The organism is Pseudoalteromonas tunicata (assembly GCF_002310815.1).
Classification (GTDB): domain Bacteria; phylum Pseudomonadota; class Gammaproteobacteria; order Enterobacterales; family Alteromonadaceae; genus Pseudoalteromonas; species Pseudoalteromonas tunicata.
In genome coordinates, this window is sequence record NZ_CP011032.1 from 1,940,525 (window position 1) to 1,954,936 (window position 14,412).

Annotated in this window: 14 protein-coding genes; 5 read left to right on the forward strand and 9 right to left on the reverse strand. The window is 38.9% G+C overall.

The genetic code is table 11. From position 1 onward, the window contains the following. Window positions 1-317 precede the first annotated feature (317 nt). The 4 genes from PTUN_RS08825 to PTUN_RS08840 are packed head-to-tail and all read left to right on the forward strand — an operon-like array spanning window position 318 to window position 5,477. Window positions 318-1,217, forward strand: coding sequence for an AAA family ATPase (locus tag PTUN_RS08825; protein ID WP_009839900.1), 900 nt, complete (start codon window positions 318-320; stop codon window positions 1,215-1,217). 9 nt (window positions 1,218-1,226) lie between these two features. Beyond that, window positions 1,227-2,168 (forward strand): DUF58 domain-containing protein, encoded by a 942-nt coding sequence (locus PTUN_RS08830; protein WP_009839901.1) that lies wholly within the window; start codon window positions 1,227-1,229, stop codon window positions 2,166-2,168. A gap of 2 nt (window positions 2,169-2,170) precedes the next feature. Continuing rightward, window positions 2,171-4,153 carry a transglutaminase TgpA family protein gene (locus PTUN_RS08835; protein WP_009839902.1) on the forward strand — a complete coding sequence of 661 codons (1,983 nt, stop codon included), beginning with the start codon at window positions 2,171-2,173 and terminating at the stop codon, window positions 4,151-4,153. Window position 4,154: 1 nt separating this feature from the next. Further along, window positions 4,155-5,477: a Na+/H+ antiporter family protein gene (locus tag PTUN_RS08840; RefSeq protein ID WP_009839903.1), complete on the forward strand. Its 1,323-nt coding sequence runs from the start codon at window positions 4,155-4,157 to the stop codon at window positions 5,475-5,477. A 50-nt stretch (window positions 5,478-5,527) separates the two neighbouring features. On the opposite strand, the gene PTUN_RS08845 is transcribed toward PTUN_RS08840, so the two are convergent. The 3 genes from PTUN_RS08845 to PTUN_RS08855 are packed head-to-tail and all read right to left on the reverse strand — an operon-like array spanning window position 5,528 to window position 7,631. Next, window positions 5,528-5,959, reverse strand: coding sequence for an acyl-CoA thioesterase (locus tag PTUN_RS08845; protein WP_040644249.1), 432 nt, complete (start codon window positions 5,957-5,959; stop codon window positions 5,528-5,530). A 15-nt stretch (window positions 5,960-5,974) separates the two neighbouring features. Continuing rightward, entirely contained in the window at window positions 5,975-6,784 is an 810-nt protein-coding gene (locus PTUN_RS08850; RefSeq protein WP_009839905.1) for a M23 family metallopeptidase, read from the reverse strand. Next, complete coding sequence (locus PTUN_RS08855; protein ID WP_009839906.1) at window positions 6,777-7,631, reverse strand: 6-carboxytetrahydropterin synthase; 855 nt, start codon at window positions 7,629-7,631, stop codon at window positions 6,777-6,779. Before PTUN_RS08855 ends, PTUN_RS08850 begins: the two co-directional genes overlap by 8 nt. A 194-nt stretch (window positions 7,632-7,825) precedes the next feature. Here PTUN_RS08855 and fabA point away from each other — a divergent pair, with 194 nt between their 5' ends. Next, entirely contained in the window at window positions 7,826-8,341 is a 516-nt protein-coding gene (gene fabA, locus PTUN_RS08860) for a 3-hydroxyacyl-[acyl-carrier-protein] dehydratase FabA (protein ID WP_009839907.1), read from the forward strand. A 48-nt stretch (window positions 8,342-8,389) separates the two neighbouring features. On the opposite strand, the gene rmf is transcribed toward fabA, so the two are convergent. The 6 genes from rmf to PTUN_RS08890 all read right to left on the reverse strand — a co-directional run bounded on the left by rmf (window position 8,390) and on the right by PTUN_RS08890 (window position 14,405). Continuing rightward, complete coding sequence (gene rmf, locus PTUN_RS08865; protein WP_009839908.1) at window positions 8,390-8,560, reverse strand: ribosome modulation factor; 171 nt, start codon at window positions 8,558-8,560, stop codon at window positions 8,390-8,392. A 377-nt stretch (window positions 8,561-8,937) separates the two neighbouring features. Then, complete coding sequence (locus tag PTUN_RS08870; protein ID WP_009839909.1) at window positions 8,938-10,767, reverse strand: protein kinase domain-containing protein; 1,830 nt, start codon at window positions 10,765-10,767, stop codon at window positions 8,938-8,940. 83 nt (window positions 10,768-10,850) lie between these two features. Continuing rightward, window positions 10,851-11,612: an SDR family oxidoreductase gene (locus PTUN_RS08875; protein WP_009839910.1), complete on the reverse strand. Its 762-nt coding sequence runs from the start codon at window positions 11,610-11,612 to the stop codon at window positions 10,851-10,853. Window positions 11,613-11,618: 6 nt separating this feature from the next. Continuing rightward, window positions 11,619-12,509, reverse strand: a complete 891-nt coding sequence (gene mmsB, locus PTUN_RS08880) for a 3-hydroxyisobutyrate dehydrogenase (RefSeq protein ID WP_009839911.1) — start codon at window positions 12,507-12,509, stop codon at window positions 11,619-11,621. Between the two features lie 4 nt (window positions 12,510-12,513). After that, window positions 12,514-13,629 (reverse strand): enoyl-CoA hydratase/isomerase family protein, encoded by a 1,116-nt coding sequence (locus tag PTUN_RS08885; RefSeq protein WP_009839912.1) that lies wholly within the window; start codon window positions 13,627-13,629, stop codon window positions 12,514-12,516. After that, window positions 13,629-14,405 carry an enoyl-CoA hydratase gene (locus PTUN_RS08890; RefSeq protein ID WP_009839913.1) on the reverse strand — a complete coding sequence of 259 codons (777 nt, stop codon included), beginning with the start codon at window positions 14,403-14,405 and terminating at the stop codon, window positions 13,629-13,631. The genes PTUN_RS08885 and PTUN_RS08890 overlap by 1 nt, the downstream gene beginning before the upstream one ends. Between the last annotated feature and the right edge of the window lie 7 nt (window positions 14,406-14,412).

The following is a 14,412-nucleotide window of genomic DNA, read 5'->3' on the forward strand; positions in this document are numbered from 1 at the left end:
CCCAGAGAAGGAGAATACAAGCTAAAGAACCAATCCCTTAGTCATGCTTAAAGCCATAAATAGTCAGTTTAACATAACATTAATTATCGGTTGTTATATATGTATAGATCCAAACCCTGTATTTTACTGTGAATTAGCTTATTAATCACAATGTCCAATACTAGACGGTATCGGACATTGCGGGGTCGTTATCTAACCTCTAAATTATATTCTCTGCCATCTCCATGTTTTAAATTTATTCAGGGTTGGCTTTATTGTGAGATCTCTTTATTCTCTAACAAGTTGGAATAAAATATAGAATTAGGAATTCGTATCTCATGTCAATTCATGCTGTTATTAACAATTTAAGCCAAGTTATTTTAGGAAAAGAAAAACAAATCAAATTAGCCTTGGCATGTTTGCTTGCTCGCGGCCACCTGTTGATTGAGGATTTACCTGGCATGGGTAAAACCACATTGTCACATGCATTGGCTGTTTCATTAGGATTAAGTTATCAGCGGATTCAATTTACCAGCGATTTATTACCGGCAGATATTATTGGTACCTCGATTTTCGATTTGCATGATAAAAGCTTTAGTTTTCATCAAGGCCCTTTATTTAATCAAGTGATTTTAGCCGATGAAATTAACCGTGCAGGTCCAAAAACTCAAAGCGCATTATTAGAAGCTATGGAAGAACATCAAGTCAGTATTGATGGCCATACCTATGATTTACCAAGCCCTTTTTTTGTGATCGCAACGCAAAACCCGATTTATCAAGCCGGTACATTTCCATTGCCTGAATCTCAGTTAGATCGGTTTTTAATGAAATTATCCTTGGGATATCCGTCACAAACAGCGGAAAAAGAAATTTTATTGGGGAAAAATTTATCTATTGATGCCCTATCGCCTGTTCTTAGTTTTGGTGACTTTATTAACATGCAGTCTCAGGTTCATCACGTTAACGTTGCTCATGCTGTTATTGATTATGTTTTAGCGATAGTAACTTACACTCGTGAACCGGGACGCTACATGATGCCGCTTTCACCTCGAGCAAGTTTGGCACTTATCAATGCCGCTAAAGCATGGGCGTTTATAGAAAATCGTGATTTTGTTACGCCTGATGATGTGCAAGCAATTTTACCAAGCGTGATTGAACACAGATTAAATCTCAACAGTAATACTGCTGATTCCGATGTGATTAGGCAATTACTCATAGCTGTACCTGTACCTTTGTAAGTTATTGATATGAGAATCAAAAGTTTTATTAATCGTAAAATTAACTTACAACTTATTAAGCGCAAGCACGATAAGTTGTTGTTGACCTTAAAACACCAAAATTTATATGTATTACCTTCAAAGTTAGGTTGGTTATTTATTTTATTTTCTATTTTGATTTTTCTTTTGGGGAGTAATTATCAAAATAATCTCATAATTTTAACGAGTTATATTTTATTATCGATTGTATTGGTTTCGGTAGTTCAAGGTTATTTAAATCTGAGTGACACTAAAATTGAGTTTGTTTCAAAACAAAATAATTATTTGAGTGCGGGCTACCAAGTTAATTTGGCCTTAAGCAATCCACATAAATTACATAATTTAGTGATAGAAAGTGAAGACTCCTACCCTATTCTTTGTCCTGTAATTGATCAAAACAAAACCGTGCTGACGTTAACCGTTAAGCCCGCTCAAAGAGGAAAATACCCTTTACCACGCATCAAACTCTACTCACGTTTTCCATTTGGTTTTGTCACTGTGTGGAGCTATGTATTGTATGACCAAAATGTATTTGTTTATCCCGACCCCATTGCAATCTCGTTTCATCGAAGTAATCAAACGAATGACACTGGTGAGGGTGATCTTGCTATTACAAAAGGCAATGATGATTTTGAAGGAGTAAAAACATTTCAAAAAGGTGATAATTTTGCCCGTATTTCATGGAAACACTATGCAAAGCAACATGAACTTATGGCCAAACAATTTAATAATTTAGTTCGAAAGGATGTAATGTTTGATTTGCAGTTACTGCCTGATAACTTTGAAACTAAATTACAATACTTAAGTTTTTTAGTCACACAAGCACATCAAGAAGAGGTCCGGTTTGGTATTAAACTGCCAAAAACCATCATAGAGCCTAACCAAGGTTTTGCCCATTTGACTCATTGCTTAGAAAAGATAAGTGAGGCTTAAAAATGGGAAAAATAAATGCTCAAAGTTGCCAAGCCGTTATTTTATTACTGATCACCTTATCTTTATCGAGTTATATCTCATTAAGCTTTATTGCAATTGTTTTATTAATCATTTTATGGAGTTTAATGTGCGCCCTTGAGCAACTAGCGAGGCCTTCGACCTTCATTGGTAATATTTTAGCGCTAGCTGTGATGTTCACATTAGTGATTGATGTTGGTTTTTCAGATACCGTCAATTTGTTTGTAAGTATGTTGCTAAGTGCAATTGCATTAAAACAGTTAATAGCCATCCAGCCACGACATATTAAGTTAATTGCGGTGACTCAAACCTTTTTGATTGCGAGCATTTTTCTTTATCAGCAGAATTTAATGTTCACATTAATTAGTTTGCTACTATTAATACTCAATTTACTTGCTTTAAATTTGTTAGCCGATCCTGCTCAGTCATTTTGGTTTAGGGCCCGTTTGGCGGCTAAAACGCTGGTATTTAGCCTCCCTATTGCCCTTGTTTGTTTTTTAATTATTCCAAAACTGCCTTCATTTTGGGCTTTACCTGGGCCAACAGGTGCAACAACAGGGCTAAATGAAACAGTCAATCCATTTGATATTGCAAAGTTATCGCGCTCATCTGAACTCGTATTTAGGGCTAAATTTAACCAGAATCCACCCAGTACACCTTTTTATTGGCGAGCGATGATCCATGAAGAATATGCAGATCAAGGCTGGGATATTTTAGAACACGCAGAACGACCAGAACCTTTTTTAGACACTATCGAACAGTCATCAACTGCGATTAAATATGAAATCATTGCTGAAAAATCATCTATTCCTTGGTTATATGGTTTAAATTATGCTCAGTCTAGTTCGGATGATATGGTTAATCGTTACGATGGTATTCTGGCACGAAATAAAAACCTTTCTCAAAGTATTAAATATCAGGCGTCAAGCGAGCCAACATTTTGGCAAAACACCCGCTTATCGTCATATAAAAAACGTTTAAATACTGAGATTGATACCCTTGATAATCCTTATTCACAACAACTAGCCCAAGCGCTTCGGGCGGTTGCTGCAAACGATGAGGCATTTTTTAACTCATTAATGGGATATTTTGCTAAACAAGGCTTTAGTTATACGCTCACCCCACCGCCGTTACGAGGCCTTAATACCATAGATCAATTTATGCAAAGCAGTAAAAAAGGATTTTGTGGTCATTATGCCAGTAGTGCTGCGTTTATTTTTCGCTCAGCTGGGATCCCCGCACGTGTTGTATCGGGTTATTTAGGAGGCGAAAAACGACTTGATACAGATTATTACAATATCTATCAATACGATGCCCATGCATGGACTGAAGTCTGGCTAGAGGGGCAAGGCTGGACAATTTTTGATGCGACAAAAGTTATCGCGCCAGATCGTCTAAATGGGTCTTTATCTCAAAGTGAATCACATCGTAGCGAATTTTTAAATAACATTGAGTTTGGTTGGTTATCATTGGCTAATTATCCAATGGTAAATTGGCTTTACAATCAAGTTGATTATCTGGATTTTGTTTGGACGGCTTGGGTTCTTGGTTATGATAACGATACTCAGCAGTCTTTTTTAGCTGACTTGTTTGGCAATTGGTCACCTTTGACCATTGCTATGTCAGTTTTAGCATTTATATTTTTACTGTTGTTGTGTTATTACCTGTTATACCGCTGGCAAAACCGTCAAATCTATCGCACCGCACTTGCAAAAGAGTTCTTACAACTTCAAAATTGGGCAAAAAAGAATGGATCTAAAATTGATTGCCAAGATTTATTTCATTCAGGCGCAACACCGCTGGCGCAACTTAACTTGTTAGCTGAACTCTTTCCACAAAAAGCAACACTATTACAACAGTTTGCTTCACTTTGGTCACAAGTGCGTTATCAGTCTGAGCATTGCACGATTCAACAACAGCAAGATGCAAAAAATTTAGTCGCAAAAATAATAAAAAGAGAGAAGTAATATGAATGCAGTCATCATTGGCGTCAGTTTGATGCTAGGACTCAGTTTAATTCGGGTCAATGTTATTGTTGCCATGACCATAAGTGCTTTGGTGGCCGGTTTAATCTCAGGAATGACAATTGTCGATACCTTGCAGGCATTCAATTCAGGTCTAGCCGGTGGCGCTGAGATTGCGTTAAGTTATGCCATGCTAGGCGCTTTTGCGGTAGCAATTTCAAAATCAGGCCTAACCCAGATATTAGCCGAAAGGTTATTAGCAAAAGTAAACAAACACGACAATGCTCATGAAAAAATGAGTTTAAGTTATTTAATTTTAACGGTTATTTTATTGTGTTCGGTTGCTTCACAAAATGTGATCCCCGTTCATATTGCATTTATTCCTATTTTGATCCCCCCTATTTTAATTATTTTAAATAAATTAGCGCTCGACCGTCGTTTAGTAGCCTGTGTTCTAACCTTTGGTTTAGCCACCTCATACATGGTGTTACCTTATGGATTTGGTGGAATTTATCTTTATAGTATTTTACATAAAAACCTGACCGATAACGGGTTAGAAATTATTAATACTGCCGTACCACAAGCGATGATTATTCCTGCCTGTGGCATGGTGGTTGGCCTCTTTATTGCGGTATTTTTTACTTACCGTAAAAAACGTTATTACCAAGATAATTCACTAAATCAACCAAGTGAAAAAAAGATTGAAAACAAAAGTAAGGTTTTATTGATTGGCTTGGCAGCCATAGGGCTTTCGTTATTGGCGCAATATTCATCAGGTTCGATGATTTTAGGTGGCTTAACTGGTGTTGTCACTTTTACCCTTTTTGGCGCAGTAAAATGGCAAGAAAGTAATGATTTATTCAGTAAAGGCGTTGCAATGATGGCGCTGATTGGTTTTATCATGATTTCTGCACAAGGTTTTGCAGAGGTATTAAAACAAACTGGTGATGTAGCAAGCTTAGTCGATACAGCGGTTAATTTGATTGATGGCAATAAACCGGTTGCAGCAGCACTAATTCTATTAGTGGGTTTGTTTATTACTATGGGTATTGGCAGCTCTTTTTCAACAGTACCAATCATAGCAACCTTGTTTGTACCACTTTGTTTGGAGCTTAATTTTTCAGTAATGGCAACCGCCGCATTAGTAGGTACCGCAGGGGCATTAGGCGATGCAGGCTCACCGGCGTCTGACTCAACTTTAGGACCAACATCGGGCTTAAATGCAGATGGACAACATGATCATATTTGGGATTCTGTTGTTCCAACCTTTTTACATTTTAATATTCCACTATTAGTATTCGGTTGGATAGCCGCACTTATTTTATAGTGATAAAAAACGCAGCCTCGGCTGCGTTTTCTTTTGATATGTCTGTTAGTTCAAACAAAACCTTTGTACATACCCTCACATACCACAGGTGTTGGTTTATGGTCATCATCAACAGCAACAAAGGTAAAGCTACCAGAAATAGCCAAATGCTTATCATCTCTGTGCATGGTTTCTAGATAGATTTCGACTTCGACTCGTAAACTGGTATTACCTACATGAACCACTTTTGCAACAAGTTCAGCAAATGTTCCAGCTGGAATGGCTTCTTTAAAATCAACGCGATCAGATGAAATTGTCACTAAGGGTTTGCGACAAAAACGTGTTGCGGCAATGAATGCAGCTTCATCCATCCAAGCAAGTGCATCACCACCAAACAAGGTATTATGGTGATTGGTACGACTTGGAAACACGGTTTTAGTAATTCGTGTTAAAGATTGTTCTATACGGGTTGCCAAAATGGCTTCTTTTTGCGTTTGTGTCATCACATTCATTAAAATTTATTTCGCTATGGTATCTATCATTAATAAAGCGGGATCTAGGCGTTCTTGCATCCAATTAAAACGCCAATCGAGATGGGGGCCAGTTACACGCCCTGTTGCACCAATTTCAGCAATTTTGTCACCAAGCTTCACTTCTTGGCCTTCTTTAACATTTAAAGTATGTAAATGGATATATGTTGAGGTTACACCATGGCCATGATCTAAAATAAGCGTACCGCCTGAATAGTAAAGATCAGGATTTGCAAAAACTACTTTACCAGACAATGGCGCAAGTACAGGCGTACCTTTTTTATTAGCTATGTCTAAGCCAAAATGCGGGGTTTTTGCCACACCGTTAAAATAACGCTGACTGCCATAGACACCAGATATCCGCCCTTCTGCTGGTCGATATACTGGGTTTAAGAAGTCAGTTCGTGCAGAGACATTAGCGCGCGCTTTTTTAACTGCAGCAGCTTCTGTTGCTATGCGCTTTGACACACTTTCTGGAGGCGTGACATATTTTTGCGCTACACCAGTAATTTTATCAATTTTATAGTCACGTTTGGTGATCAAGATTTTTTTTTGCTGTTTGTTACCGTTTTTATCGGTCCAGCGCAAAACATGTTCAAGCTCACTATCACGACCAAAACCAAACACAAACTCCCCTTTTGAGGTTAGTTTTAATGGGGTGTCATTCAAATATACATCATGGCTACCAGCCAATGACCCCATCACCAAACCACCTTGAGTGAGATTTCCTTTTAACTCAAGTGCTTGAAGTGTTAAAGAGCTCACTCCTAGCACTATGGCAGCGACAAGTTTAAGCATACGCAATAGACCCTTTTGCAACCCCTTCATAGGCTACCACTTTAAAATCATTATTCGGATTTTGCGCTTTTAACTGTTCAGCTATGTATTGGGCAATACATTCAACTGTGGTGTCGTAGGGTAATAAATGAGTACGATTTTGATTAATTGCTAATTCAAAATAGCCTTGTGGTGCGATATACGCGCAGCAAAGACTGTTCTCGTGTGCGCTGATAAATTTAAGTTGGCCAGCTGTAATAATATCTTCTTCGCTGACTAAATAGATATCTTGCCACAGTTCTGCCCACTGTTTTTGTAAACGAGGACTTTTCATACCATTTTCATAAATTTCAATTTTTGAACGATGGCCATGGACGATACGTTGACAATTACCATCATGTTTTTTTAAACCATGACTGTAATGATAATAAAAGGTATCAATTTTTTCTGGACGTAAGGTAATTTCAATTTTATCAATGTTTTGAGGCAATTGAGGCATAATCGTTTTGATAAGGTATTCGGTTACCGATGCAATGTTAATTTCTGGTGATTCGATAAAACAATACGCTTGCGCTGGACAACTTAGCGCTAGTTGAGCATCGGCATAGTTAAAACTGACGTTGGTTTGAACATCTTGATGCGTTACCGTGACATTAGGGTGCTTTGGCACCGCTAATTTATGGTCTATTTGCTCATCAATGATGCGTTTAACCTGTTTTTTTACTAAGGCGAAATCTAGCACCATAGATTGCGCATTAAGGCTACCATGAAGCGTTAAATCAACAATCCAGCTTTCACCGACCGCGCCACGCTGATGACATAAATAAGAAAAATCAATGACAGTTAGATCGTTCACAAAAAGGATCATAATAATGCGTTACCCTATTAAATAAATACCGAGGCATTATAAAGATTTCTTGCTGAAAAAGCACAAAATGCCACCATGAATTCGATGTAATCGATGGTATTTAGCAAAAAATAACGATTAATTAACTGTTCGGAGTTGTTTAGCGTACATCTGTTCGCTAAAGTAACGGCAATTTTTACGCAAAGTAGAAGAATATGACTCAAAAAAATAGTTTTACAAAAGAAGAATTAGTGGCCTGTGGCCGTGGTGAGATGTTTGGTGAGGGTAATTGTCGTTTACCAAGTGACAATATGTTGATGATGGATCGTATCATTACCATCAATGACGATGGCGGCGAGCACGGTAAGGGTCAGATTGTTGCTGAACTCGACATCAACCCTGATTTATGGTTTTTCGCTTGTCACTTTAAAGGTGATCCAGTGATGCCAGGTTGTTTAGGTCTCGATGCCATGTGGCAATTAGTTGGTTTCTTTCTTGGTTGGTCGGGCGGCCCTGGTTTAGGTCGCGCACTTGGCGTAGGTGAAGTAAAATTCACTGGTCAAGTATTACCAACGGCTAAAAAAGTAACCTATCGCTTAGAGATGAAGCGTGTTATTAAACGTAAATTATTTATGGGTTTAGCAGATGGTACGGTTGAAGTAGATGGCCGTGTTATTTATGAAGCAAAAGATTTAAAAGTTGGTTTATTCCAAGATACTAGCAGCTTCTAAATCCAGCAATTCGTTAAACAAAAACGCCCCATTTGGGGCGTTTTGTATTTAAACTTTATACATAATTCGATTTTCGATGGCTTCTCGCCACCCCCCGAGCCAATGAGATCGTGGATCTAAGTTTTCATATGGGCACATTTCTTTAGAGCGTCCAGCTAATCCAGCTTTAAAACCCTGTGCGTGTGCTCTTTCAAGACGATCTCGTTTTTGTCTCTTCATAGGTAACGTCCTCACCTTATTATTGATCTTGAACAGTGGTAAAACCACGTTTAACAAATAGTTAATTAAAGCGTTATAAATATGTCAAAGAAGGCAACTACATTTATAACATGTTCTAAAACAAGTAATACGTTGTATCGTTGTAAGTTTGTAGCAAGGCTACAAATAAGTTTGAGTCCAAAATGGATAAAAAGTTCAGGTAAAATGGTGCTTGCTTCACCTGACTTAGTACTAAGATAACCATAGCTCTTATAAGAGATCAATACTAAAAACTGCTTAAAAACCAGCTTATTTGCATGAATTATTTAAGATCAGTTAATTACAAAAACTCAACAGCAAAATAATCTAAGCAGCATATTTTAATACCTATTTAGTCTTTAGCCTTGGCTTAGGAATTGCTTTGGATTGCGAGGATAAAAATGCTCGGCTTGAACAGCACATAAATCAAACTGCCGCGTATTTTTGTAGGGTAATTTCATAAAACCAGCCACCCCAAAATCTGTGATCGTCACTATACTGGCCATTATTTTTTGCAGTAAACTATTAAATTGCTGCTCTTTAGTTGGATCAAGTAAACGATAATAATGATGCACTTTGAGCCTATCAGGTAAAGATTCAACAATAATACATCCGGTATGGTGTATTTGGTTCAGCGCAAATACCCCTTTGAGCATTTCTTTGGGTAACGTGAGCTGCTCATCTGGGTCTTTTCCATCTTCAAAATAAGAATGTGGGCGGGTTATTTCACTCACGTTGACATTCATAACTTGATAACCAATGATCGGTAATGTGTCATAAACTAATTGGCCATTTTTATTACGGGCTAGTTGAATTGTTGTGCGCGCATCAAATAAACAGCACTTAAACAAGCCCTTTTGTACAATACCTTGAGCTAATTTCACCGTATTATTAACTGCATCTGTAAATGCTTTTTTTAGTGATTGTTGATGCAAAATAAGACTCGATTCTATGAATAACTGCTCATCTTTCCAATGAAAACTAAGCCCTCCAACCACTGGATATTTCGCCAAACGACTAATAGAAGCCAAAAATGCTTTTTCGGTATCGCCCATATCAAGTAAAAAATCACGATAATAACGATCGAGCTGCGCATCGTTAACATCAACGAGTACCAGCTCTGCATCCGCTTGGCGCAAAAAAGATTTACGCGAGCTATATACTACGGTCTCGGGCTCTGTGGTAGCTTCCGCAAACCAAAAAGGAATTTTGTTTTTGGTTTCTTGTACTGGTATTTCGGGTAAATATGTTTTCGCAATTTTGGGCATATTACGAATGAAATAATCACCAGCTTGGTCTCGCTCAGTTTTATTTTTTGACAACATACCATCAATAACGCGAGCAAGTTCCATTGGTAACCCTAAACTGGCTGCGGGAATCACAGTATTACCAAAGCGACAAGACTGCGCTGAAGCTAAAGCGTAAAGTGTTGATGCAACACCTTGCTCATCAAATCGTGGGGATGATTTCATGCCCGCCATTTGTTCATCACCAATAAAATAAACATCTCCCATACGTGCATTGGAGTGTTGTAAATCATGAGACATTAAATCCATGATGTTTGAAGCGATAGGATTACCCAAGCCATCTTCTTGTGCGTAAACTGATGAGCCCCAATCAACCAAAGATAATTGTTTGCTAGTATCATTCCAGACTAGATTTGATGGTTTGATATCGCCATGAGCAATGGGCGCTGGTGACATCCCTATTTTATTGTTACGCAAGTCGAGTAAAATACTGTGTAATTTAAGCGCAAGTTGGGTGATAAATTGTGGCGATAATTTACCTTTACGCAGCGAAAATTTTTCTAAATCTTCGCCTGGAGCTCGGGCCATCATTAAAATGCCCTGTTTTTTTATTCGTTCAAATGCATAAAACTTAGGTACATAAGGATTATCAATTTGAGACAGCATATACGCTTCATCTTCAAGGCGGTCTCGTACCGCTTGTGCAAGGGTAATACGTGAAAACTTAAAAACCCACTGCTCTTGCTCATCGTCTACGCCTGCAAAGACAAAACCAAAGGCACCTGAGCCAATAAGTTCAACTTGTTCATACCCTAAAAGCGTCAATTGTTTAGAACAAATTTTTAACCATTGCTTATGTTTTTTTGCATCATGATGCGATAACAAATAAATCGATTGCTCTTCATTGATATAAAAATTATGAATAGATTTATTGAGTGTCATAGCATTCCATTTGGTAACAATAAAACATAAAAAAGGCAGCCAAAGCTGCCCAATTGTATAACGAATTTAATCAGATAATCATCTTATAAACGAATACCGCCATCTATTTCGATAACACGACCAGTAAAAAAGTCATTTTCGAAAATATAGTGAGCTGTATGGGCAACCTCTTCGGCTTCACCAAAACGACCAACCGGTTTCATCGCTATCATGCGCTCTTTTGCCTCTGGTTTCATCGCATCGGTCATTGCGGTGCGAATAACCCCCGGTGCAATTGCCCCAACACGAATACCAAATCGGCCTAATTCACGCGCCCAGGTTGTTGTCATTGCTACTACTCCGGCTTTAGAAGCCGAATAATTAGTTTGCCCTATGTTACCTGAGCGCGCCACACTCGACATATTGATGATCACACCACCAGTGGCATTTTCAATCATATACTGAGCAGCTTCGCGGCCACATAAAAACACGCCAGTTAAATTAACATCAATGACTGACTGAAATTGCTCAAGAGACATTTTTGCAATCACTTTGCCTTCTTTTGCTTTAATAAACATGCCATCACGTAATATGCCGGCATTGTTAATCAAACCATCAATAGAACCAAAATCTTGATTGATGGCTAAGAACGTTGCTTCGACTTGTTCTTCGTTACTCACATTTGCAACATACCCCTTGGCGCTAATTCCTAATTGATTTAGGCTATTACAAGCGTTATCGAGTAATTCGCGGTTCATATCAACTAGTGCAAGATTTGCCCCTTGCGCTGCAAAACGCTCAGCCATTGCAAACCCAAGCCCTTGGGCGCCACCTGTGATCACAATCGTCTTGTTTTTAATATCCATGACGTTCTAGCCCTGTTTAGAAAATAATTTAAAAATGGCCGAAAAATCTTCACCGCCCATGCCTTGATTTTGCATCAAGTTGTATAAGTTTTTCGCCAGTGCCCCCATCGGAGTCGCTGAATTACTTTGATTGGCAGCTTCAATAGCTAAACCAAGATCTTTGGCCATTAAATCAACCATAAAGCCACCAGTATAACCTCGAGATGAAGGCACATTAGGTAATACATCTGGACACGGATTATAAAGCTCTAACGTCCAGTTACGCCCAGAGCTTTGCAGCATAATTTCAGATAATACTTTTGGGTCGAGCCCGTTATCTATGCCCATTTGCAACGCTTCGCTGGTGCCGGCCATTAAAATACTGAGCAACATGTTATTGCAAATTTTAGCCACTTGGCCTGCGCCTAATTCACCGGCATGAAAGATATTTTTACCCATATCGCATAACACTGTTTTTGCACGGCTAAAACTCTCATCACTGCCACCGACAATAAATGTTAATGTGCCATTCGTAGCGCCAGCAACTCCCCCCGATACCGGAGCATCAACAAATTGGATCCCCGCTTTTTGTAATTGAGAGCCTACTTCTTTAGCACTTGCTGCATCAATCGTGCTGCAATCAATCACTAAACTCGTTTTTGATAGATGATTGATTAAACCTTTTTCACCCAGATAAAGTCCTTTAACATGTTTACCCGCAGGCAACATACTGATGGTAATATCTTGATTAACAGCGCATTCAATCACATCACTGGCAACTTTAGCACCAACATCAGCCAGTGTTTGCATTGCTTGTTGACTTAAATCAAATACGGTAACAACATGGCCGGCTTTAACAAGATTTGCAGCCATCGGGCCGCCCATATTTCCTAAACCAATAAAACCAATATTCGCCATTGTTCTAATCCTTCAATAAACTTTTTAGTGGATGGGTCTGTGCACTCCATGGTGATTCAAAAAAATCAGCAATAACATCAACGGGAACATTCTCAATCGACTGATAGCGCCACACTGGCTGGCCATCCTTATCGATTAATAATGCGCGTACACCTTCTTCAAACTCACCAAATTGACCACATTTCACTGACAAGCCTAATTCCATTTGAAAGCATTCCGCCAAGGGTAAATCTTGACCACGAATAAGTTGCTGTTCAATTAAACACATGCTCAGCGGACTGCCGTGTTTCAGGCTCTTAATTGCTTTTTGCAACCACACATTGTCAGTGTCTACATTGGCTAAAAAGCTTATTTTTTCATTAAGTGTTGCTAACGCATTCATTTGCTTAATAACAGCTAAATTTGCCTTGATATTCGATTGCAGCGGCTTGCCTGACTCTTGTTGTAGTTTTAACAGTACTGAGTCGAGTTTTTGATGGTTTAACGCGACTGTTTGGCCCCAATTGGTCACAACCAACTCATCAAATAACTTATTTTTAAATTCCGCTTTCAAAAAGTAGTCTGCTAAGCCGACATATTTGGCATCTTCACTATTAATTGATGCACCGGTTAGGCCTAAAAATAAACCGAGTTGCTCAGGCATTTTTGTTAGAAAATAACTGCCTCCAACGTCAGGGTATAAACCAATGGTAATTTCAGGCATTGCAATACGTGAGGTTTCGGTGACGACTCGATGACTTGCACCCGCCATCAAACCAAGCCCGCCACCCATAATGATGCCATTGCCCCATACAAGTAGAGGCTTTTCAAAGCAATGAATTAAATAATCAAGCTCATACTCTGCACTAAAAAAACGCTCAACATACTCATTCTTGGTGGCGTCGTTCATCGCTTTATATAGACTGACAACATCACCGCCAGCGCAAAATGCTTTTTCACCTGCACCTTGCAATAACACCATGGCAATGGTTTTATCGCTTTGCCAAAGTTTAAGCTGCGGAGTTAACAAAGAAACCATTTCGAAGTTAAGTGCATTTAGGGATTTTTCGGCATTTAAAGTGGCAATGCCGATTTTTAATCCTGAAATCGCTTCAACTTCACGGAAAATTACAGCGCTCATTAGCCATTAACCCATTTTGGCGCACGTTTTTCTAAAAACGCATTTACACCTTCTGTTTGATCTTTACTATCAAACAGTGTCACAAATAGTTCACGTTCAAGGGGTAAAGCGCTATTAATGGTGCCAAATCGACCTTTTTGAATTAATGCTTTACATGCAGTGACCGCAACTGGGCTTTGTTGCTCAACTTTTTCTGCAAGCGCGAGTGCGGCTTGTAATGAACTCCCTGTTTCGACAACTTCTTCAACTAAACCAATTTCAAGGGCTTTGTCAGCTTTTAACCGCTCGCCACATAAGATCATGCGTTTTGCCCAGCCTTCACCAACCAGCCAGGCAAGGTTTTGTGTACCGCCTGCACAAGGTAATAAGCCAACTTTTGCTTCAGGTAAAGCCATTTGAGCTTGCGCCTCTGCAATGCGGATATCACATGCAAGAGCTACTTCTAATCCACCGCCCATTGCAAATCCATTAATGGCGGCAATTGAAACACCACGAAAATCGCTCAATGTTTCAAAGGCCTCGCCAAATACGCGTGACATATCGGCAGCAATGCCTTTATCACCCGAAGCAAATACATTTAAATCAGCGCCGGCTGAAAAAAACTTTTCACCTTCACCGGTGATCACTAACGAATAAATATTTTTGTCGAGATTGAGCTCTGTGACAATTTCTTTTAAGTTTACTAAGGTATCACGTGTCCAGGTATTCGCTGGCGGATTCGACATGGTTAAAATGGCAATTGTACCGCGTTTTTCAACCTTAATTTGTGCTGTCATCTTGGTA